The organism is Kitasatospora sp. NPDC090308 (assembly GCF_044769485.1).
In the GTDB taxonomy this organism is placed as follows: Bacteria; Actinomycetota; Actinomycetes; order Streptomycetales; family Streptomycetaceae; genus Kitasatospora; species Kitasatospora fiedleri.
In genome coordinates this window covers 637,887-656,660 of the sequence record NZ_JBIVXY010000003.1, presented here as the reverse complement: position 1 = coordinate 656,660, position 18,774 = coordinate 637,887, and the positions used below count along the sequence as shown (strand labels likewise).

20 protein-coding genes are annotated in these 18,774 nt (G+C 75.2%); 11 read left to right on the top strand and 9 right to left on the bottom strand.

Going from position 1 to position 18,774, the window contains the following annotated elements; genetic code table 11:
- Nucleotides 1–137: 137 nt before the first annotated feature.
- From ACIQVD_RS10475 to ACIQVD_RS10445, 7 genes are all read left to right on the top strand, one after another.
- On the top strand, nucleotides 138–920 hold the full coding sequence (locus tag ACIQVD_RS10475; protein ID WP_100839400.1) for a DUF3050 domain-containing protein: 783 nt from the start codon (nucleotides 138–140) through the stop codon (nucleotides 918–920).
- A gap of 263 nt (nucleotides 921–1,183) precedes the next feature.
- Entirely contained in the window at nucleotides 1,184–2,704 is a 1,521-nt protein-coding gene (locus ACIQVD_RS10470) for a carboxyl transferase domain-containing protein (RefSeq protein WP_402287672.1), read from the top strand.
- A 150-nt stretch (nucleotides 2,705–2,854) separates the two neighbouring features.
- Complete coding sequence (locus ACIQVD_RS10465) at nucleotides 2,855–3,166, top strand: hypothetical protein (RefSeq protein WP_402287669.1); 312 nt, start codon at nucleotides 2,855–2,857, stop codon at nucleotides 3,164–3,166.
- A complete protein-coding gene (locus tag ACIQVD_RS10460; protein ID WP_402287666.1) occupies nucleotides 3,090–3,620 on the top strand; it encodes a DUF6879 family protein in 531 nt (176 codons plus the stop codon). Before ACIQVD_RS10465 ends, ACIQVD_RS10460 begins: the two co-directional genes overlap by 77 nt.
- A 30-nt stretch (nucleotides 3,621–3,650) precedes the next feature.
- Nucleotides 3,651–4,499: a helix-turn-helix domain-containing protein gene (locus ACIQVD_RS10455; RefSeq protein ID WP_402287665.1), complete on the top strand. Its 849-nt coding sequence runs from the start codon at nucleotides 3,651–3,653 to the stop codon at nucleotides 4,497–4,499.
- A gap of 203 nt (nucleotides 4,500–4,702) precedes the next feature.
- The gene (locus ACIQVD_RS10450; RefSeq protein WP_400679332.1) at nucleotides 4,703–4,846 is read left to right on the top strand and encodes a hypothetical protein; all 144 of its coding nucleotides are present in this window, start codon (nucleotides 4,703–4,705) and stop codon (nucleotides 4,844–4,846) included.
- Entirely contained in the window at nucleotides 4,843–6,021 is a 1,179-nt protein-coding gene (locus ACIQVD_RS10445; RefSeq protein ID WP_402287661.1) for a methyltransferase domain-containing protein, read from the top strand. Before ACIQVD_RS10450 ends, ACIQVD_RS10445 begins: the two co-directional genes overlap by 4 nt.
- 17 nt (nucleotides 6,022–6,038) lie before the next feature.
- On the opposite strand, the gene ACIQVD_RS10440 is transcribed toward ACIQVD_RS10445, so the two are convergent.
- From ACIQVD_RS10440 to ACIQVD_RS10425, 4 genes are all read right to left on the bottom strand, one after another.
- Nucleotides 6,039–6,554: a hypothetical protein gene (locus ACIQVD_RS10440; RefSeq protein WP_402287658.1), complete on the bottom strand. Its 516-nt coding sequence runs from the start codon at nucleotides 6,552–6,554 to the stop codon at nucleotides 6,039–6,041.
- A gap of 75 nt (nucleotides 6,555–6,629) precedes the next feature.
- On the bottom strand, nucleotides 6,630–6,974 hold the full coding sequence (locus tag ACIQVD_RS10435; protein WP_402287656.1) for a hypothetical protein: 345 nt from the start codon (nucleotides 6,972–6,974) through the stop codon (nucleotides 6,630–6,632).
- 94 nt (nucleotides 6,975–7,068) lie between these two features.
- A complete protein-coding gene (locus ACIQVD_RS10430; RefSeq protein ID WP_402287653.1) occupies nucleotides 7,069–8,208 on the bottom strand; it encodes an alpha/beta hydrolase family protein in 1,140 nt (379 codons plus the stop codon).
- A gap of 185 nt (nucleotides 8,209–8,393) precedes the next feature.
- Complete coding sequence (locus ACIQVD_RS10425) at nucleotides 8,394–8,915, bottom strand: hypothetical protein (RefSeq protein WP_402287651.1); 522 nt, start codon at nucleotides 8,913–8,915, stop codon at nucleotides 8,394–8,396.
- Between the two features lie 404 nt (nucleotides 8,916–9,319).
- Here ACIQVD_RS10425 and cbiE point away from each other — a divergent pair, with 404 nt between their 5' ends.
- Both cbiE and cobM read left to right on the top strand, forming a co-directional pair.
- On the top strand, nucleotides 9,320–10,639 hold the full coding sequence (gene cbiE, locus ACIQVD_RS10420; protein ID WP_402287648.1) for a precorrin-6y C5,15-methyltransferase (decarboxylating) subunit CbiE: 1,320 nt from the start codon (nucleotides 9,320–9,322) through the stop codon (nucleotides 10,637–10,639).
- Nucleotides 10,636–11,376: a precorrin-4 C(11)-methyltransferase gene (cobM, locus tag ACIQVD_RS10415; RefSeq protein ID WP_402287646.1), complete on the top strand. Its 741-nt coding sequence runs from the start codon at nucleotides 10,636–10,638 to the stop codon at nucleotides 11,374–11,376. Before cbiE ends, cobM begins: the two co-directional genes overlap by 4 nt.
- A gap of 61 nt (nucleotides 11,377–11,437) precedes the next feature.
- Here the strand turns inward: cobM and ACIQVD_RS10410 are convergent, their stop codons facing one another.
- A complete protein-coding gene (locus ACIQVD_RS10410) occupies nucleotides 11,438–12,664 on the bottom strand; it encodes an FAD-dependent oxidoreductase (protein ID WP_402287643.1) in 1,227 nt (408 codons plus the stop codon).
- A gap of 174 nt (nucleotides 12,665–12,838) precedes the next feature.
- Between ACIQVD_RS10410 and ACIQVD_RS10405 the strand changes: the two genes are divergently transcribed.
- A complete protein-coding gene (locus tag ACIQVD_RS10405; RefSeq protein ID WP_402287640.1) occupies nucleotides 12,839–13,501 on the top strand; it encodes a TetR/AcrR family transcriptional regulator in 663 nt (220 codons plus the stop codon).
- Between the two features lie 41 nt (nucleotides 13,502–13,542).
- Here the strand turns inward: ACIQVD_RS10405 and ACIQVD_RS10400 are convergent, their stop codons facing one another.
- Nucleotides 13,543–14,169 carry a TetR/AcrR family transcriptional regulator gene (locus tag ACIQVD_RS10400; RefSeq protein WP_402287638.1) on the bottom strand — a complete coding sequence of 209 codons (627 nt, stop codon included), beginning with the start codon at nucleotides 14,167–14,169 and terminating at the stop codon, nucleotides 13,543–13,545.
- Between the two features lie 65 nt (nucleotides 14,170–14,234).
- Here ACIQVD_RS10400 and ACIQVD_RS10395 point away from each other — a divergent pair, with 65 nt between their 5' ends.
- Nucleotides 14,235–14,855: a peroxiredoxin-like family protein gene (locus tag ACIQVD_RS10395; RefSeq protein ID WP_402287635.1), complete on the top strand. Its 621-nt coding sequence runs from the start codon at nucleotides 14,235–14,237 to the stop codon at nucleotides 14,853–14,855.
- A 6-nt stretch (nucleotides 14,856–14,861) separates the two neighbouring features.
- Here ACIQVD_RS10395 and ACIQVD_RS10390 read toward each other — a convergent pair whose 3' ends face one another.
- From ACIQVD_RS10390 to ACIQVD_RS10380, 3 genes are all read right to left on the bottom strand, one after another.
- Nucleotides 14,862–15,491 carry a bifunctional 4-hydroxy-2-oxoglutarate aldolase/2-dehydro-3-deoxy-phosphogluconate aldolase gene (locus tag ACIQVD_RS10390; RefSeq protein WP_402287633.1) on the bottom strand — a complete coding sequence of 210 codons (630 nt, stop codon included), beginning with the start codon at nucleotides 15,489–15,491 and terminating at the stop codon, nucleotides 14,862–14,864.
- Between the two features lie 80 nt (nucleotides 15,492–15,571).
- Entirely contained in the window at nucleotides 15,572–17,194 is a 1,623-nt protein-coding gene (locus ACIQVD_RS10385; protein ID WP_402287630.1) for an amidohydrolase family protein, read from the bottom strand.
- Nucleotides 17,194–18,621 (bottom strand): alanine racemase, encoded by a 1,428-nt coding sequence (locus tag ACIQVD_RS10380; RefSeq protein WP_402287628.1) that lies wholly within the window; start codon nucleotides 18,619–18,621, stop codon nucleotides 17,194–17,196. Before ACIQVD_RS10380 ends, ACIQVD_RS10385 begins: the two co-directional genes overlap by 1 nt.
- Nucleotides 18,622–18,774: the final 153 nt, after the last annotated feature.

Below are 18,774 nucleotides of genomic sequence, written 5' to 3'. Positions count from 1 at the left end.
GTTCCCGCGTAACCGCCGCCTCCGGGCGGTCGTTGTCCACCACCGGACCACCGCAACGTCCACCCGCGTTGCCTCCGCCGCATCCCGCCGTACCCCCGCCGTACCCCCGTTGCACCACACCACAGAGGAGAGCAGCCATGAGCGACCGTTACCACTGGGACCGCAGCCACCCCGGCCTGACCGCCCTGCGCGAGTCGATCGAGGAGGTCCGCCACGAGGTGGTGTCCCACCCGATGTACCTGTCGCTGGACAGCCTGGAGAAGGTGCGGACCTTCCAGCAGACCCACGTGTTCGCCGTCTGGGACTTCATGTCCCTGCTCAAGTGCCTCCAGCGGCAGCTCACCTGTGTGACCCTGCCGTGGCTGCCGGACGGTCCGACCGCGAGCCGCCGGCTGATCAACGAGATCGTGCTGGTCGAGGAGAGCGACGAGCTCGGCGACGGCTACATCAGCCACTTCGAGCTGTACCTGGACGGCATGGCCAGGGCGGGCGCGGACACCGCCCCGGTCGAGGCGTTCCTGGACGCGATCCGGGCCGGCCGGTCGGTCGCGGAGGCCGCGAAGACGGCCGAGATCCCGGAGGCGGCGGCCGAGTTCGCGGCCGTCACGTTCCGGATCATCGAGGACGCGCCGGTGCACTGCCAGGCCGCGGCGTTCGCGTTCGGCCGGGAGGACCTGATCCCGGAGATGTTCGAGCAGGTGGTCCGGATCGACGACGCCGAGGGCCGGCTGAGCGTCTTCAAGGACTACCTGGCCCGGCACATCGAGGTGGACGGCGAGCAGCACACCCCGATGGCGATGCAGATGCTGATCGACCTGTGCGGCGACGACACCGAGCGCTGGGAGGAGTGCGCGGCGACGGTCCGCACCGCGCTGCGGGCCCGGGTCGGGCTGTGGGACGCGATCACGGCCGCGCTGTGACCGGCGGGGCCCGGCTCCGGACGCGTCCGGAGCCGGGCCCACGGGAAGGGGCGTCCGGCCGGTCCCGGCCGAGCCGCAGGACGGGGCCGAACACCTCGTGGTGGACGTCGGCGGCGAGCCCGCCCGCGGCATCCCGCCGCACGGCCCGGTGATCCTGCTCACCACCGTGCGGCGCACCCGCCGACGGCCCCGCCGCCCCGCTAGCCTCGGTGGCGCGGCCCGCCCCCGCGCCCTGCCCGATTCGCCCGTGACGGAGGCTCCCGGTGACGGCACGTCAGCTCCTCGATCTGCTGGTCGACCCCGGCAGTCTGCACAGCTGGGACGAGCCGGTCACCGCCGAGTACGCCGACCCCGCCTACCGGGACGCGCTGGCCCGGGCCCGCGAGCGCACCGGCCTGGACGAGGCCGTGCTCACCGGGCGGGCCCTGCTGGACGGGCGGCCGATCGCGCTGGTCGCCGGCGAGTTCGGGTTCCTCGGCGGCTCGATCGGCGTGGCCACCGCCGAACGGATCACCCGCGCCGTGGAGCGCGCCACCGCCGAACGCCTGCCGCTGCTCGCCCTGCCGGTCTCCGGCGGCACCCGGATGCAGGAGGGCTCGGCCGCGTTCCTGTGCATGGTCCGGGTCACCGCCGCCGTCCACGCGCACCGCGCCGCCGGGCTCCCCTACCTGACCTACCTGCGCAACCCCACCATGGGCGGGGTGTTCGCCTCCTGGGGCACCCTCGGCCACCTGGTGCTCGCCGAGCCGGGCGCCCGGCTCGGCTTCCTCGGCCCCCGGGTGTACGAGGAACTGCGCGGCGAACCGCTGCCGCCGACCGTCCAGCGCGCCGAGACGCTCGCCGCCCACGGCCGGCTGGACGCCATCGTCCCGCCCGAACGGCTGCGCGTCTTCCTCTCCCGCGCCCTCACCGTCCTCACCGCCCGCCCGACCTCCCGGCCCGCTCCCTCCCCCTCCCCCTCCCCCGCAGCCCCTCCCGCCGTTCCCACCGTTCCCACCGTTCCGACCGCCCCCGCCGTGCCGTCGGACGCCTGGGAGTCGGTGCTGCTCAGCCGCCGCCCCGACCGCCTCTCCGCGCTCGAACTCCTGCACCACACCGCCGACCTGTTCCTCCCGCTGGACGGGGACAGCGCGCTGGTCCGGGGCCTGGCACTGATCGGCGGACGGCCCGTCATGGTGGTCGCCCAGCAGCGCCGGGGCCCCGACCGGCCCGAACTCCCCGTCACCGCCGCCGATCTGCGCGCGGTGCGGCGCCAGGCCCGGATCGCCGAGGAACTGGGGCTGCCGCTGCTCACCGTGGTCGACACCACCGGCGCGGAACTCTCCGTCGAGGCCGAACTCGACGGCGTGGCACTGGAGATCGCCCACTGCCTGACCACCCTGGTCGGGCTGCGCACCCCCGTCCTCGCCGTCCTGCTCGGCCAGGGCAGCGGCGGCGGCGCACTCGCCCTGCTGCCCGCGGACCGGGTCCTCGCCGCCCAGCACGCCTGGCTGGCCCCCCTGCCCCCCGAGGGCGCCTCCGCGATCGTCCACCGCGACGGCGACCACGCCCCCCGACTCGCCCGCGCCCAGGGCATCACCGCCACCGACCTGACCGCCACCGGCCTGGTCGACCAGGTGATCCCCGAAACCCCCGACCCCGCCGACCTGCGCGACCGCCTCGCCACCGCGATCACCACCACCCTCACCGAACTCGCCGCCCTCCCCACCCCCGCCCGCCTCACCGCCCGCGCCACCCGCAACCGCCACCTCGGCGGCCCCACCCCGGGCGACACCCCGCGATGACCACATCTGGCCTTCGGCGGCCGAGGACTGCCCCACTGTCGGGGTGGCAGGAAGCGAAATGCCTGACAACTCGGCCTTGGACACTGGATGCTGAGGTCACGGCGGCGCCCGGGCCGACAACGGGCCGGCAACGTGACAGGAGACGTGTCCATGGGCCTGGAGTTCTTCGGAATCGACCCTGAGACCAACGAGGAGGGCTCCCCCACGGTCTGGGCGGACCTGACTCGACGCCGGCTCGTGGTCCAGGGCGACACCCTCACGGGGGCCGAGTTCGTGGAGGTCAGCGAGACCGAGTGGGTGGCCGGTCACCGGGTCGGCGTACCTGCCCACGAGTCCGTGATCGGCATCCCCGAGCAGATGATCCCCTTCATCAGGAAGGCTTGCGATGCAATCGAACGCGCCGGACTTCAGAACCCTGCTCCGGGAGACGGAGAAGTCGGCCGTGCACCTGGAGATGCGTGATCAGTACAGCATCGCCGACGAGGTCGAGCAGTTCGCCGCGTGGAAGGCCGGGCACCGGTACGCGATGGAGAACCGGTCCGAGTGGTGGCATCCGTTCCACGACTTCGTGGTGGAAACCATCGCCCGCGGGGTGACGATCCGGCGTGCCCGGATCGTGTCGGAGCCCGTCACCGAGTACATCCGCTACGAGCACTCCCACACGTTCACCAACATCGCGGCCGGTGAGCAGATCCGATGGCTGCCTCGGATCCGGGCGCTCGACCTGGCACTGCCAGGTGCCGACTTCTGGCTGTTCGACAGCCGGATCGTGCGGTTCAACCTGTTCACCGGCGACGGCGCGTGGGCTCACCCCCGCCACGTGATGACGGAGGAGCCGGCCACCGTGGGCCTGTGCGCGAAGGCGTTCGAAGCCGTGTGGGAACGGGCGGTCCCCCACGCGGACTTCGAGGTCTGAGCCGGCTCCGAACCACCGGGTGGACAGCACATGCCATCGTCGCCTTCGTCCAGCGTCGTCGCAGCACGGAAGGCCATCGCGGAACAGCTGGCCGAGATCCGCAAGGATGCCGGGCTCAAGGGGGGTGAGCTGTCCGCCCGGTGCGGTTGGCACCCCGCGAAGACGTCTCGCATCCAGTCCGGCAAGTCCGCTCCGTCGGAGGAGGACATCAGGGCTTGGTGCACCGCCTGCGGAGCCCCCGGCCGAATCCCGGACCTGATCGCCGCGTCCCGTGCTGCCGACTCGATGTACCAGGAGTGGAGACGCCGGAACCGATCCGGCCTGAGGCTCGCTCAGGAGAAGGTGATCGGCGACTACGAGCGCACGAGACGCTTCCGCATCTACGTCTCGAACGTGTTGCCCGGTTTCTTCCAGACGGCCGGGTACGCAACGGCGCTGATGCAAGCCATCACGGACTTCCAGGGGACCCCGAACGACGTTGCGGCGGCCGTTCCGGCACGGCTGGCACGAGCGCGGCTCATGTACACGGGGGGACGTCGGTTCTCCGTGCTGATCGAAGAGTGCGTGCTGCGGACCAGGATCGGCAGCGCGGAGGACATGTCCGCCCAACTCGGCCACCTGCTCACCCTGATGTCGCTTCCGGCCGTCTCCATCGGCATCATCCCGGCCGGCTGCGCCCGTGCCATCTGGCCGCTGGAAGCCTTCTACCTGTTCGACGACCGCCGAGTGGTGGTGGAGACCCTGACGGCGAAGGTGAACGTGCTCCAACCCAGCGAGGTCGCGGACTACGTCCGGGCCTTCGCCGGACTGTCCGGTATGGCCGTGCACGGGGTGAAAGCCAGGGCATTGATCGCTGCTGCCGCCGCTTCCTTGGAGTGATGGCGCCGCAATCGGGCGCAACTCCGTTGAACGCGGCGCACCGAGGTCCCTACGGTCTGTCACGTACCCGCGTCACTCGGGCGGAGGAGAACGGACCGGTGGCGAGAGGACAGGGAGTGTGCCCCCAGGGGATGGCCGGGTTCCTCAGTCCTCACCCCGGCGGGCAACCGCCCGCCGGGCACGACCAGCACGGAGGCAGCGGCATGGGCAAGCACGGAGGCGGCACCGGTTCCGGTGACGGCGGCAAGCAGCAGGACGACAGCAACAAGGGCTCCGGGCACGGCGGAGGCGGCTCGGACGAGGGCGGCAACACCTCGGACGGCCGGAACCCGGCGGGCGGCAGGTGAACGGCGAGGCACCCGAGGAGGTGGGCCCCCGGGGGCTCGCCTCCGCGCTGGTGACCGGCGGCGCGCTGCGATCGGACTGGCTTCCCTCGTTCGAGGCCGTGCCCCGGGAACTGTTCGTCCCGGACCGCATCTGGCCCGGCATCGCGAACGGAACGAAGCAGAACCCGGTCGTCCACCGGTCGAAAGATCCCGAGGCGTGGCGGAACGCGGTCTACTCGGACATCCCGCTGACCACGCAGTGGGACGACGGCCGGCACGAGGGCGACGGCCTCGGCAGCGTCCCCAGCTCGTCCAGCTCCATGCCGACCATGGTGGTCTCGATGCTCCGGGACCTGAGCGTTCGCCCGGGTGACCGGGTGCTGGAGATCGGCACGGGCACGGGATGGAACGCGGGTCTGCTCGCCCACCGCCTCGGCGGCCCGAACGTGGTGAGCATCGAATTCGACCCGGACGTCGCGCGCGGCGCGCGGGAGAACCTTCGCCGGGCCGGACTCGCGCCGACCGTGGTCGAGGCCGACGGACGGGCCGGATGGCCGACGGGCGCCCCCTACGACCGGATCATCGCCACGTGCTCGCTGCTGGAGATCCCTGCGGCGTGGCTGGAACAGTCGGCCCCCGGCGCGGTGATCGTCGCTCCGTTCGGCACGGAGTACGGCGGCGAACAGATCGTCCGCCTGACCGTGAACGGGGAAGGGACCCGGGCGGTCGGCGGCTTCACCGGCGGCTCCGCGTTCATGAGGATCCGTCAGCAGCGCACCGAACGACCGCCGTTCGATGAGTACCTGCACAGGGTGCCATGGCCGGCGGACGGCGTGAGGAGCACGACCACGCTGTCGCCGCGGGACACCGGCGAGTGGTTCCGGCAGTTCGTCATCGGCCTGGGCGTCCCGGGGGCGTTCTGGCGGGCGGAGCGCTACGACCGGGATGCGTACACGCTGTGGATCTACAGTCGCGACAAGCAGTCATGGGCCTCGGTCGACCACGAGCGGGACCGCACCGAGTACGAGGTGTACCAGTCCGGACCGCGCCGCCTGTGGGACGAGGTGGAGGCCGCCTACCGCTGGTGGGACGACCAGGGCCGGCCCGAACACGACCGCTTCGGCCTCACCGTCACCCCCGACGCCCACACCGCCTGGCTCGACCGTCCCGACAACCCCGTCCCCGGCCGCGACTGACCCACGGCCCCCACCGCTCAGGTCGGGGCGCGCAGCCAGTCGTCCAGGGTGGTGAGGTCGTCGTCCGTCAGGCCCGTCCGGGGGTCGACCCGGAGGAGGAGGGCGGGGCCGGGGTGGCGGGTGGCCAGCCAGGCACGGTCGGGCGGGCCGATCTCGTCGTCGACCCAGGCGAACGCCGCGCCGGCCGCGTGGGCCAGCAGGAGCGGCGTCTTCCAGTGCACTCCCGGCGGGAGGTCCGGCCGGTCCGGGTCGTCCGGCTCCTCCAGGACGGGCCAGGGCGGCAGGCCGAGCAGCGGGGCGACGCAGTCGTTGGCCGCGTGCTCCCAGGTGGTGGCCCACACCGGGCGGCAGGGCAGCGCCGCGAGTCGCGCGCCGACCCGGGGGTCGAGCCGGGCCAGCAGCGGGTGTCCCGGCGCCGTCCCCAGCACGTCGCGGATCCGGCGCTCCGTCAGGTGCTCCGGGTGCCAGCCGGCCGGCCCGCCGAACGGGATCAGCGGGCCGTCGACGTCGAGGTACAGCAGCGGTGGCTCCATCCCCCGCATTCTGCCGACTCCCCCGCCCCGCCCGGCGGATCGGGCACCGGGACGGACGCGCGACCCGGGTGGCGGTCAGTCCGGGTCCCCGCCGGACCGCCCCCGGCGCCGGTGCAGGACGTGCTGCCAGTCGTCCTCTCCGAGGGCCGGGTCGGGCGCGGGCGCGGCGGGCGGCGGGCCGGGTGCCGTCTCGATGAGGTGCAGCAGCGTCCGGGCGACGCCGCAGCAGTCGTCCGGGCCGGAGCAGGCCGCCGGCGCGGTCGCCTCCTCGGCCGTGACCGGCCGGGGGATGTCCTCCAGTTGCCGACCGCGCCGGTCGCGCTCCTCCGGGTCCGCGTCCGTCTCCGGGTCCGGGTCCGGGTCAGCGTCCGTGGCCGGGAGCGGGCCCGCCGCGACGAAGGTCCGCACCTCGTTCCGCATCCCCTCGTGCTCGCACCCCGACCGGGGCCCGGGAGGCCGGGCCTGGAGAGCGCCGGGGCGGAGGCGCCACGCCGTCCGTGCGGTCGGGGGCGGTTCAGCGCTTCGCCGTCAGGGCGTCCGCCAGCCAGTCGGCCGTGTCGGGGAGCCAGTCCGGCAGGGCGTTGCCGAGGAGGTGGTTGCCGTGCGGGACGTGGAGCAGTTCGGCGTGCGGGAGGTCGGCGGTGAGGGCCTCGGCGTTGGTGACGCCCGGGATGCGGTCCTGGCCGCCGTCGACCAACAGCAGTGGCAGGTCGCGCAGTCGGGGGGCCAGCGCGGCCAGGTCGAGCTGCTCGACGAAGGCGCGGGCGGCGGACGTGCCGCCGCAGCGCCGGGAGAGGGTGGCGACGACGAACGGGACCAGCGCGTCCCAGTCCAGCCGGTACGGGCCGCTGACCAGCGCCGCCGTTCGGACCCGCGGGTCGTGGGCGGCGACGGCGGCGGCCAGGTAGCCGCCGAGGCTGAACCCGAGCACCGCGATCCGCTCCGGGTCGATCAGGCCGCTGTCGCCGGGCCCGTCCGGGACCGCCGGGTCCGCCAGGTCCGCCGGGTCCGCCGGGTCAGCGGCGGCGGTGGCCAGGGCGTGGTCCAGGGCCCGGCCGATCGCGTGCCGGTGGTCCGGGCCGAGCACGGGGCCGTCGGCCAGCACGCCCTGGCCTGGGCCGTCGACGGCCAGCACGGCCAGCCCGCGGGCGAGCAGCGCGTCGGCCGGGCCGTGGAACTCCTCCTTCGAGGAGTCCATCCCCGGCACCAGCACCACCAGCGGGAAGCGTTCACCGTCCGCTGCCGGCGGCAGGCGGAGCCACCCCGCGTAGCCCTCGCCCTCGATCCGGCGGGCCCGGGGTTCGAGCAGCGCGAGGGCGTCGCCCATCGAACGGTCCGCCTCCGCGGCGACGGCGGCGGCCCGCTCCCGGTCCGGGTCGGGCAGCATGGCGGCGAGCTGGAACCAGCGGGCCGCCGAGCGGTGGTGCTGCCCGGCGGTGCGGACCCGGCCGCGCCCGGCGGCCCGTTCGGCCCGGGCGCGGTGGGCGAGGGCGGCGGCCCGGCAGGCGTCCGGCCAGTGCAGCAGCGAGTCGATCGGCGCGGTGACCCGGTCGTACTCGTAGGGGTCGATGCCCGCGCCGTGGGCACGCGGGCGGGTCTCGGCGATGAACCCTGCCGCCATGCCGGGGGCGGTGAGGAAGGAGAGTCCGGTCATGGGTGCTGCGGTCCTCCGGAGTGGGGCGGCCTCAGTGAGCCGACAGATCGACAAATCGACGGAACGGGTCGCGGGCGGCACCGCTGGCGGGCGCGCCGCCCCGGTCCGGCGGCCGCGCGCGACCGTGCGCGGAGCGGGGCGGGGCGGCGCGGGGCAGTGCGGGGCGGGGCAGTGCGGGGCGGGGCTCAGGCGTCGGGGTTCTTGCCCTGGGCCACCTTGGCCACGCGATCCGCCGCCACCGTGGCGAGCCCTTGGATGAGCTCGAAGTTGGGCATGTCGTAGCCGGTGAGCAGGACGACCACCCCGCCGATCCGCATCATCACCTTGGCGTCGTGGATCTCGATGTCCTGCCCGCTGGAGTAGTCGTGCGAGGGCGGGAGGCCGTAGGCGTCGAGTTCGTCCGCGTCCGCGGAGACCTCCAGCGGCTGCGGGTCGGACGACGCTTCCTCCTCCCGCTTGCCGGCGGCCATGGCCTTCCAGGCCACCTGCGCGTCCTCGGGGGTGTCGAAGGAGAAGGCGTCCCAGAAGACGTCGCCGTCCCCCGGGTGGGTGGTGTATCCGCTCAGACCCGCCGCCACCAGCCCGGAGCAGGCGGTGCCGGTCTCCGAGCCGCACCGGTCGGCGGCCTTCTGGCCCTCGAAGATGTCCGTGCCGCCCATCCCCCCGCCCAGCCCGTCGGGTAGGGCGTCGCCGAGGGGCGCGGCCACCCGGAGCTGCTCCGCCGAGAGGACGACCGCCGCTTTCCCGCGCCCCACGGCCGGGTCGCCGTTCCGGCCCGGTGAGTCCGCACCGCTGCCGCCGCCACCGCAGCCGGCCAGCAATGTCGCGCAGGCGACCGCGAGGGCCACCCCTCCCGCTCTTGTCCGCACGCGGAGTCCCCCGTCAGGTCTCTTGGATTCGATCACCCCCCACCCAACCCTAGAACCGCCCGTTGCTCCAACAGGCTTTTCGCGCAGCGGACTTCCGCGCGCACGCCCGCGCCCGCGCCGGTGGCCCGCCCCGCCCGGTGTGGCCAATGTCGCACGGTGGATCTCCGCAGCTCGCGGGGGGTACGGCGGCCGGTTGCGGGTAGGCTGCGGCTGCCCCGTCCCCGAGCCCTGAGGAGTTGCGCGTGTCTGCGATCACCGTCGTCGGGGTGGGTGCGGACGGCTGGGCGGGGCTCTCGGCGGCGGCGCGGGAGGCGTTGGGCGCGGCGGAGGTGGTGCTCGGCGGGGGGCGCCAGTTGGGGCTGCTGCCGGAGGGGGTGGCGGCGGAGCGGGTGCCGTGGCCGTCGCCGTTGCGGGCGGCGGTGCCGGGGCTGTTGGAGCGGTTCGCGGGGCGGCGGCTGGCGGTGCTGGCCAGCGGTGACCCGATGTTCCACGGGATCGGGCGGACGCTGCTGGAGTGCGGTGTCCCGGCGGAGTCGCTGCGGGTGCTGCCGCATCCGTCCTCGGTGTCGCTGGCGTGCGCCCGGTTGGGGTGGCCGGTGGAGGAGACCGAGGTGGTGACGCTGGTCGGCCGGCCGGTCGCGTCCCTGCACGCGGCGCTGTACCCGGGGCGTCGGCTGCTGGTGCTGAGCGCGGACGCGTCGACGCCCGCGCGGGTGGCGCGGGTGCTGGCGGAGCGCGGGTTCGGACCGAGCCGGGTGCGGGTGCTGGAGCAGTTGGGCGGTCCGGCGGAGGCGGTGCGCGAGGGGGTGGCGGCGGGCTGGTCGCTGCCGCCGGGCGATCCGCTGAACGTGCTGGCGGTGGAGTGCGTCCTCGATCCGGCCGTCGCGGCGGACGCCCCCCGGCAGCAGCTGGTTCCCGGCCTGCGGGACGAACTCTTCGAGTCGGACGGGCAGTTGACGAAGCGTCACGTCCGGGCCGCGACGCTGGCGGCGCTCGCCCCGGCACCGGGCGAGCTGCTGTGGGACGTCGGCGGTGGTTCGGGGTCGATCGGCATCGAGTGGCTGCGGGCGCACCGCACCTGCCGGGCGGTGTGCGTGGAACGGGACCGGGCGCGGGCGGAGCGGATCGTCCGCAACGCGGCGGCGCTCGGCGTGCCCCGGCTGCGGGTCGTGACGGGGGCCGCGCCGCGGGCGCTGGCCGGGCTGGAGACCGAACCGGGCCGTCCGGACGCGGTGTTCATCGGCGGCGGGCTCACGGTGCCGGGGCTGCTGGAGGCGTGCTGGTCGGCGCTCGGGCCCGGCGGGCGGCTGGTGGCGAACACGGTGACGCTGGAGTCGGAGGCGCTGCTGACGCAGTGGTACCGGCGCCACGGCGGCGAGTTGGTGAAGCTGGGCGTGGCGCACGCGGTGCCGGTGGGCGGGTTCACGGGGTGGCGGCAGGCGATGCCGGTGACCCAGTGGAGCGTCGTCAAGGGCGGCGGGGGCGCGGGTCCGGACGCAGGCGAATCCGGTGCGGACGCCGGTGCGGACGAGGTTGTCGGAGTTCTCGGAGGAGCGAAGTGACGGTCTATTTCATCGGTGCCGGTCCGGGCGCGGCCGATCTGATCACGGTGCGCGGCCAGCGCACCCTGGCCCGCTGCGGGGTGTGCCTGTACGCGGGGAGCCTGGTGCCGCCGGAGCTGCTGGCGGACTGCCCGCCGGACGCCCGGCTGGTCGACACCGCGAACCTGGACCTGGACCAGATCCTGGCCGAGATCGTCAGCGCGCACCGCGCGGGCCAGGACGTGGCCCGGCTGCACTCCGGCGACCCGTCCGTGTTCTCGGCGATGGCCGAGCAGATGCGCCGCCTGGACGCGGCGGACATCCCGTACGAGGTGGTGCCGGGGGTGCCCGCGTTCGCGGCGGCGGCCGCCGCGCTGAAGCGCGAGCTGACGGTGCCGACGGTCGGCCAGACGGTGATCCTGACCCGGGTGGCCCGGCAGGCGACGCCGATGCCGCCCGGCGAGGAACTCTCCGTGCTGGGCAGGAGCGGCGCGCTGCTGGTGCTGCACCTGGCGGCCCGCTACGTGGACAGCGTGGTCGAGGAGCTGCTGCCGCACTACGGACCGGACTGCCCGGCGGCGGTGGTCGCCATGGCCAGCCGCCCGGACGAACTGGTGCTGCGCGGCACGCTCGGCGACATCGCCGTCCAGGTCAAGGCTGCGGGCGTGCTGCGCACCGCGGTGATCATCGTCGGCCGGACACTGGCCGCGATGGAGTTCCGCGACAGCCACCTGTACTCGACCACCCGGGCCCGCTGAACAGGGCCGCTCCCCGCCCGGCGACGGCTCGGCGACGGCTCGACGGGGGCTCGGCGACGCCTCAGCGAACGCCGGACGGTTCGGACGCGCCGCCGGACGGCCGCGGCTCCGGCTCCCCCCGGTGCGGCTCACCCTCCTGCGGCTCCTCCTGGTGCGGTTCGTCGGACAGCAGGCCGTCGGCGGCGCCGTCGAGGAGGCGCTGCATGTCGGCGGAGCGGGGCAGCATGGTCGCCTCGTAGGCGCGGACGGCCTCGGCGAGGGTGTCGTGTCCGGCGATCGCGAGGGCGAGTTCGCAGGCGTCGAACATGGCGAGGTTGACGCCGACGCCGAGCGGGGGCATGAGGTGGGCGGCGTCGCCGAGCAGGGTGACGGCGGGGTCGGGCGTCCAGGTGTGCGGGACGGGCAGGGCGTGGATCGGGCGGTCGACGTAGGGGCCGTCGTTGTCGGTGAGGAGTCGGCGCAGGGCGGGCGACCAGCGGCGGTAGCGGTCCAGGAGGAGGGCGCGCAGGGCGTCGGTGTCCTGGACGGTGTGGCCGGCCTGCGCGATCCAGTCGGCGGGGGCGCGCTGGATGACGTAGACCCGGATGTGGTCGCCGCTGTTGCGCTGGGCGAACAGTCCGCGTTCGCCGTCGGCCGCCGAGGCGCTGCCGGGGCCGACCAGCGCGGCGAGTTCGGGGTGGCGGCGGTCGACGTCGTGGAACCAGGCTTCGAGGAAGCTGATCCCGGTGTGGCGGGGGGTGGCCGGGGAGAGCGCGCGGCGGACCGTGGACCAGGCCCCGTCCGCGCCGATCACCAGGTCGGCCTCGACGGTGGTGCCGTCGGCGAAGTGCAGGCGGCGGGGGCCGCCGGCGGGGCCCTCGACCGAGCGCAGGGTGCGGCCCCAACGGACGGTGTCCGGGGCGAGCGAGCGCAGCAGGAGGTCGCGCAGCTGGCCCCGGTCGATCTCGGGCTTGAACCGTTCGCCGTCCTCGGGGACGTGGTGGAAGCCGATCTCCCCGGTCAGGGCGTCGAGTTGGCGCATCTCCTGCCCTTCGGCGCGGGCGAGGCGGAAGAAGTCGTCGAGCAGTCCGGCTTCGCGCAGGGCGAGTTGGCCGTTGTCCTCGTGCAGGTCGAGGGTGCCGCCCTGGTCGCGGGCGTCGGGGCCGCGGTCGTGGTCGTACACGGTGACGGCGATGCCGTGGCGCTGCAGGATGCGGGCGCAGGTCAGGCCGCCGGGCCCGGCACCGACGATGGCGATGCGGGGGACGGGCGGGCCGGACGGGGTGGTGGAGGCGGGTGCGGTGGTCATGGTGGTGCTCCTTCCGGACGGGCGCACGGCGGTGCCGGGCGACCGGGCAGGGGGTGTGGGGGCGGCCGGGGCGTTGACGCTCCACGGGGCCGCAGCTCCAGCAGACCACACCGGGTACAAAAGTGCAACGACTCAACTTTTTGACCGAGTGAACCCGGCGGGTAGGATGTCCCCATGCCCGACACCCCACCGCCTCCGCCACCCCCACCGAGCCCCGAGCCCCCGCCGAGCCCCGCGTCCCCTCCGCCACCACCCCCGCCCCCAGCCCCGCCGGGGCGCCGCGAGCGCAAGAAGGCCGCCACCCGCCAGGCCATCGCGGACGCCGCGCTGCGCCTGTTCCTGGAGCGCGGCTACGACGACGTCGGCATCCGCGAGATCGCGGACGCCGCGGACGTCTCCACCACCACGCTGTTCAAGCACTTCCCGGTCAAGGAGGCGCTGGTCTTCGACGAGGAGGCCGACCTGGAGGCCGACCTGCTCGCCGCCGTGCGCGAGCGGCCCCCCGGCCGGTCGATCCCGGCCGCCCTGTGCGACCACGCCCTGCGCCACCGCCGGGCCGGCGCCGGCGGCGACCCGCGCTTCCCGTCGTTCGCCGCCCTGGTGGACTCCACCCCGGCCCTGCGCGACTACCAGCAGGCCATGTGGCTGCGCCACACCGCCGCGCTCGCCGCGGTCATCGCCGAGCAGAGCGGCCGCCCCGCCGACGACCCGGCCTGCACCGCCCTGGCCCATTTCGCCCTGGAGGCACCCCGGGCCATCCAGTCCCACCCCGACATCCGGGGCGCCATCGTCCGCGCCTTCGACCTCCTCGACCACGGCTGGAGCGCCCTCGACTGAGACACCCGCCCGCGGCGGAGAACCACCACCAGGGCGCAGGATCAGCGGATGCCGAGGCCGTCGAGGACGGTGCGGGCGCCGTCGGTGAAGGCCCGGGCGGGGTCGGTGGCGTCGCGGGCGGCCAGGGCGGCGGAGAGCAGGGGGAAGGTCTCGGGGACGAGCGGGCCGCCGGGGTCGGCCGCAGAGTCCGCGGCTGCGGCGGCCTGGTGCTCCAGTTCGAGTTCGCCGATCACGTAGGCGACCAGGGCGTGCAGGGCCGCGGCGCGGCGCGGCGCGTCGAGTCCGGCGTCGGCCAGGGCCTCCAGCAGCCATTCGCGCCAGCGCAGCGCGGGCAGGCAGCCGCCGTGGTGCCGGACGGCCAGCGGCAGGACGCCGGGGTGGGCGCCGACGGCCTCGCGCATGAGGTCCAGCAGGGCGAGCAGCCGGGCCCGCGGGGAGGGCGCCGCGGGTTCGCGGGCGGCGCGGTCGAGGACGGGGCCGAGGGCGAGGTCGACGACCAGGCACTCCAGCTCCTCGCGGTCCTCGACGTAGCGGTAGAGGGCCATGGTGCGGCGGTCGAGTTCGGCGGCGACGGTGCGCATGGAGAGGGCGGGCAGGCCGTCGCGGTCGATCACGGCGAGGGCGGCGGCGGCGATCTGGCGGGTGGTCAGGGAGCGCGGGCGGGGCACGGGTTGACAGCGTACGGCATACGCCTACAGTTTTGGCGTACGGTCTACACCTACGAGGAGCCCACGTGTCCCGACTTCGGACCGGTACCGCCGCCCCCGCCCTGCCCGCCACCGACGCCGCCGACACGCCCCTGCCGCCGGTGCCGGCGGGCGGCCTGACGCACCTGCAGTTCCGCCGTTTCGCGGGCTGCCCGATCTGCAACCTGCACCTGCGCGGTTTCGCCGTCCGCCACCCGGAGCTGCGCGCGGCGGGGGTGCGGGAAGTGGTCGCGTTCCACTCGCCCGCCGCCGAACTGCGGCCGTACGCCGACGGGTTGCCGTTCCCGCTGCTGGCCGATCCGGAGCGGCGGCTGTACCGCGCGTACGGGGTCGAGCGCGGGGCGCGGGCGCTGCTCGACCCCCGGGCGTGGCCGTCGATGGCGCGGGGGGTGGCCCGCAGCGTGCCGCTGGTGCTGCGCGGGCGGGAGCGGCCGCCGTCCTCCCGCCCGGTCGGCGGGCGGCTGGGCCTGCCCGCCGACTTCCTGATCGCCGCCGACGGCCTGGTCCTGGCCGCGCACTACGGCACCCACGCGGCCGACCACTGGTCCGTGGAGCGCGTTCTCGCCCTGGCCGCCGAGCACCGTCCGGCGACCGCCCCGGCCACCGCCCCGACGGCGGCACCCGCCGCCTCCGCCGACCGCGAGTGACCCCGCTCAGCCGAGCGAGGCGGTGAACTCCTTGGCGCGGCGGGTGATCCCGGCCCAGTCGCCGTCCGCGACGGCCTGCGGCGGGACGACGTCGGTCCCGGCGCAGACGGCGAGCGCGCCGTGGTCGAGGAAGGCCCTGGCGTTGTCGGCGTTGACGCCGCCGGAGGCAACCAGCGGGACGTCGGGGTAGGGGCCGCGCAGGTCCTTGAAGTAGCCGGGGCCGAACGCCTTCGCGGGGAATATCTTGACCGCGGCGGCGCCGAGGTCGACGGCGTCGGCGACCTCGCTGGGCGTCAACGCGCCCATCACGACCGGGACTCCGGCCGCGCGGGCGGTGTCGGCGACGGCCGGGCGCAGGCCGGGGGTGACCAGGAAGCCGGCCCCGGCGGCGATCCCGGCCCGGGCCTGGTCGGCGGTGAGCACGGTGCCGACGCCGATCCGGCAGCCGGCCCCGGCGGCCCGGGCCAGGTGGCGGGTCACGTCCGGTGTGGTGAAGGTGAGTTCGGTCCAGGCGATGCCGCCCTCGGCGAGCGCCTCGCAGAGCGCGACCGCGTCGGGGATCACGGGGGCCCGCACCACGGCGATCACCGGTTGCCGGGCCAGGGCCGCGCGCAGTTCGGTCGTTTCGGTTCCCATCCTGGCCATTCCTCTTTCCGTGCTGGTCGTTGGGGGTGGCGGGGCCGAAGGGGCGTCCCGCCGGTGGAAGTGACGATGCGTCAGGTCGCCGCCCGGACCTTCCGGTCGGCGCCGCGCCGCAGGGCCCGGCCGGCCAGGTCGCCGGTGGGCTCGCCGTCGGTGAGCGCGGGGACGCCGTTGACCAGGACGTGCCGGATGCCCTCGGCGGGCTGCCGGGGCCGGTCGAAGGTGGCGGTGTCGCGGACGGTGTCCGGGTCGAACAGGACCAGGTCGGCGTGGTGGCCGGGGCGGATCAGGCCGCGCCGGTCGAGGCCGAGGCGGCGGGCGGGGCGGCCGGTCATCCGGGCGACGGCCTGTTCGAGCGTGAGGACGCCCAACTCGCGCCCGTAGCGGGCCAGGTAGCGGGGGAAGGTGCCCCAGGCCCGGGGGTGCGGGCGGGCGCCGACCAGCAGTCCGTCGCTGCCGACGGTGTGCGCGGGGTGGCGCATGATGGCGCGGACGTTCTCCTCGTGGCCGACGTGCTGGAGGATCGTGGTGCCCAACCGGTCGGCGCGCAGCAGTCCGAAGAAGACCTCGGTGCCGGTGCGGCCCTGCTCGGCGGCGAGTTCGGAGACCTTCCGGCCGACGACGGCGGACAGCGCGCTGTGCCGGACGCCGGAGACCTGGATGGTGTCCCAGTCGGTGACGACGCCGTGGCAGCCGTCGCTGCCGCACTCCTCGACGTCGGCGCGGATGCGCTCGCGGGCGGCGGGGTCGGCGAGCCGGGCGAGGGTGGCCTCGGGGCCGCCCTCGGTGGACCAACTGGGCAGCAGGGCGGCCAGGGTGGTGGAGCCGGGCAGGTAGGGGTAGCTGTCGAGGGTGAGGTCGACGCCGTCGGCGAGGGCGGCGTCGACCAGGGCGAGGAACTGGCCGGCCCGGCCCTCGTTGACGCCGAAGTTCATGGTGGCGTGGGTGAGGTGCAGCGGGCAGCCGGAGCGGCGGGAGATCTCCACCATCTCCGCGTAGCCCTCCAACGCGCCCGCCCCGTAGGAGCGTTGGTGCGGGGCGTGGAAGCCGCCGCGGGCGGCGACGACGGTGCACAGCGCGACGAGTTCGGCGGTGTCGGCGTACATGCCGGGGGTGTAGGTGAGGCCGGTGGACATGCCGACCGCGCCGTCGGCCAGCGCCCGGTCCACCAGTTCGCCCATCCGGGCGAGTTCGGGCTCGGTGGGGGGCCGGTTGTCCCAGCCCATGGCGAGCATCCGGACGGTGCCGTGCGGGACGAGGTAGCAGGTGTTGACGGCGGCCCCGGCGTCGAGGCGGTCGAGGTACTGGGCGACGGTGCGCCAGTTCCAGTCGAACTCGCCGTCGGCGGGGTCGCCGTTCCAGCCCGCGAGCTGGCGGCGCAGCGCGGCGAGGGTGGTGTCGTCGACGGGGGCGTAGGAGAGGCCGTCCTGGCCGAGGACCTCGAGGGTGACGCCCTGGGTGATCCGGGAGGGGTGGTCGGGTTCGAGCAGCAGCCGCAGGTCGGAGTGGGCGTGCATGTCGATGAAGCCGGGGGCGAGCACCAGCCCGTTGGCGTCGATCACCTGACGCCCCGTCAGCTCCTTCCCCGCGCGGCCGATCTCCGCGATGCGGCCGTCGGTGACGGTGACGTCGGCGCGGTAGCGGTCGGCGCCGGTGCCGTCGACCACGGTGGCGGCGCGCAGCAGCAGGTCGGCCATCAGAAGTACGTCCGGACCAGGTCGACGACGCGGGGGTGTTCGGCGTCGGCGTGGTCGAGGACGGGGATGAGGCTCCACTTGTCGAAGGCGGTGCAGGGGTGGGACAGGCCCAGCCGCAGGACGGCGCCGACGGGGGCGGCCGGTCCGGCGTCGCGCAGGAAGGCGTGCTGGTCGTTGAGGGCGGTGACGGCGGCCGCGGCGGCCAGCGGGCCGCCGCCGCGGACGAGTTGGGGTTCGGGCAGGCCCTCGTCGAAGGGGAGGTCGCGCTTCCCGGCGTCGAGCAGGGCGAGTCCTGGTTCGGGGTGGGAGACGACGCGGGCCCAGCCGTGCAGGGCGGAGCGCAGCGGGGTGGCGCCGGTGGCGCGGGCGAGCGGGGAGATGCCGCGGTAGAAGCCGTCGTCGTGGGCGAGGTAGGCGCCGGCCCGGACGACCACGGCGGTGCCGGGGACCTGCTCGGCCAGCGGGGTCAACTCCTCGGCGACGGTGTCGAAGTAGGCGCTGCCGCCGGCGGTGACCACGGGGGTGCGGGTGGGGTAGTCGGGCGCGAGGCGGCGGTGCAGGTCGGCGAGGTCGCGCAGGTAGCCGCGGACGGCGGCGAGGGCGGTGGCGGAGGCGTCGTGGGCGAGGGCGCCCTCGTAGCCGCCGACGCCGGCCAGCCGCAGGGCGGGGGCGGCCAGGACGGCGGCGGCCACGTCGAGGGCGGCGTCGACGCCGCGGGCGCCGGTGCGGCCGCCGGGGCCGCCGAGTTCGACCAGCACCTCGACGGGGTGCCGCGCTCCGGCGGCGCGCAGGGCGGCGCCCATCTGCCGGACGCTGTCGGCGGAGTCGACCCAGGAGGTGAAGGCGAAGCCGGGGTCGCGGTCGAGTTCGGCGGCGATCCAGGCGAGTCCGGCGGGGTCGAGCAGGGTGTTGGCGAGCAGCAGGCGCCGGACGCCGAAGGCGCGGGCGACCCGCAGCTGGGGGAGGTTGGCGAGGGTGACGGCGTGGGCTCCGGCGGCGAGCTGGGCCTGCCAGAGGGCGGGGGCCATGGTGGTCTTGCCGTGCGGGGCGAGCAGCACGCCCGCGTCGCGGCACCAGGCGGCCATGGTGCGCAGGTTGTGGTCGAGGGCGGCGGCGTCGAGGGTGAGCAGGGGGGTGCCGAGGCCGTCGAGGGCGGGGCGGGTGGCGAGCCAGTCGCGGACGGTCAGTCCGTGGGCGGCGGCGGGGACGGCCTTGAAGCGGAAGTCGAGCGTCTCGTCGGCGAGGGCGGCGACGGCGGCGGGGTCGATGCCGGGGCCCTGGGCGGGGTCGGCGAAGTACCGCCGTTCCGCGCCCGCGCGCTGCTCCGCGCCCGCCCGCCGCCCCGCGTCCGCGCGCCGCTCCGCACCCGGCCGCCGTTCCGCGTCCGACTGCCGTTCCGCGTCCGCCCGGTCCACCGTCTCGCCCATCGCCGTGCCTCCGTTCGAACCCCGACCCGCCTGCGAGCTGGGGAGTTGCAACATGCGCAACCTCTATTGCGCATGTTGGTGATACGGTTCTAGCATTCACGCCGGACGGCGGTCAACGGACCGCGACGCGGCTCGTCCACCCCTCCCACCAGG

Coding starts and splice junctions, on each gene's coding strand:
- ACIQVD_RS10475 (WP_100839400.1), top strand. CDS start 138: ATGAGCGACCGTTACCACTGGGACCGCAGCCACCCCGGCCTGACCGCC.
- ACIQVD_RS10465 (WP_402287669.1), top strand. CDS start 2,855: ATGGGCCTGGAGTTCTTCGGAATCGACCCTGAGACCAACGAGGAGGGC.
- ACIQVD_RS10460 (WP_402287666.1), top strand. CDS start 3,090: ATGCAATCGAACGCGCCGGACTTCAGAACCCTGCTCCGGGAGACGGAG.
- ACIQVD_RS10455 (WP_402287665.1), top strand. CDS start 3,651: ATGCCATCGTCGCCTTCGTCCAGCGTCGTCGCAGCACGGAAGGCCATC.
- ACIQVD_RS10450 (WP_400679332.1), top strand. CDS start 4,703: ATGGGCAAGCACGGAGGCGGCACCGGTTCCGGTGACGGCGGCAAGCAG.
- ACIQVD_RS10440 (WP_402287658.1), bottom strand. CDS start 6,554: ATGGAGCCACCGCTGCTGTACCTCGACGTCGACGGCCCGCTGATCCCG.
- ACIQVD_RS10435 (WP_402287656.1), bottom strand. CDS start 6,974: ATGCGGAACGAGGTGCGGACCTTCGTCGCGGCGGGCCCGCTCCCGGCC.
- ACIQVD_RS10430 (WP_402287653.1), bottom strand. CDS start 8,208: ATGACCGGACTCTCCTTCCTCACCGCCCCCGGCATGGCGGCAGGGTTC.
- ACIQVD_RS10410 (WP_402287643.1), bottom strand. CDS start 12,664: ATGACCACCGCACCCGCCTCCACCACCCCGTCCGGCCCGCCCGTCCCC.
- ACIQVD_RS10405 (WP_402287640.1), top strand. CDS start 12,839: ATGCCCGACACCCCACCGCCTCCGCCACCCCCACCGAGCCCCGAGCCC.
- ACIQVD_RS10390 (WP_402287633.1), bottom strand. CDS start 15,491: ATGGGAACCGAAACGACCGAACTGCGCGCGGCCCTGGCCCGGCAACCG.
- ACIQVD_RS10385 (WP_402287630.1), bottom strand. CDS start 17,194: ATGGCCGACCTGCTGCTGCGCGCCGCCACCGTGGTCGACGGCACCGGC.
- ACIQVD_RS10380 (WP_402287628.1), bottom strand. CDS start 18,621: ATGGGCGAGACGGTGGACCGGGCGGACGCGGAACGGCAGTCGGACGCG.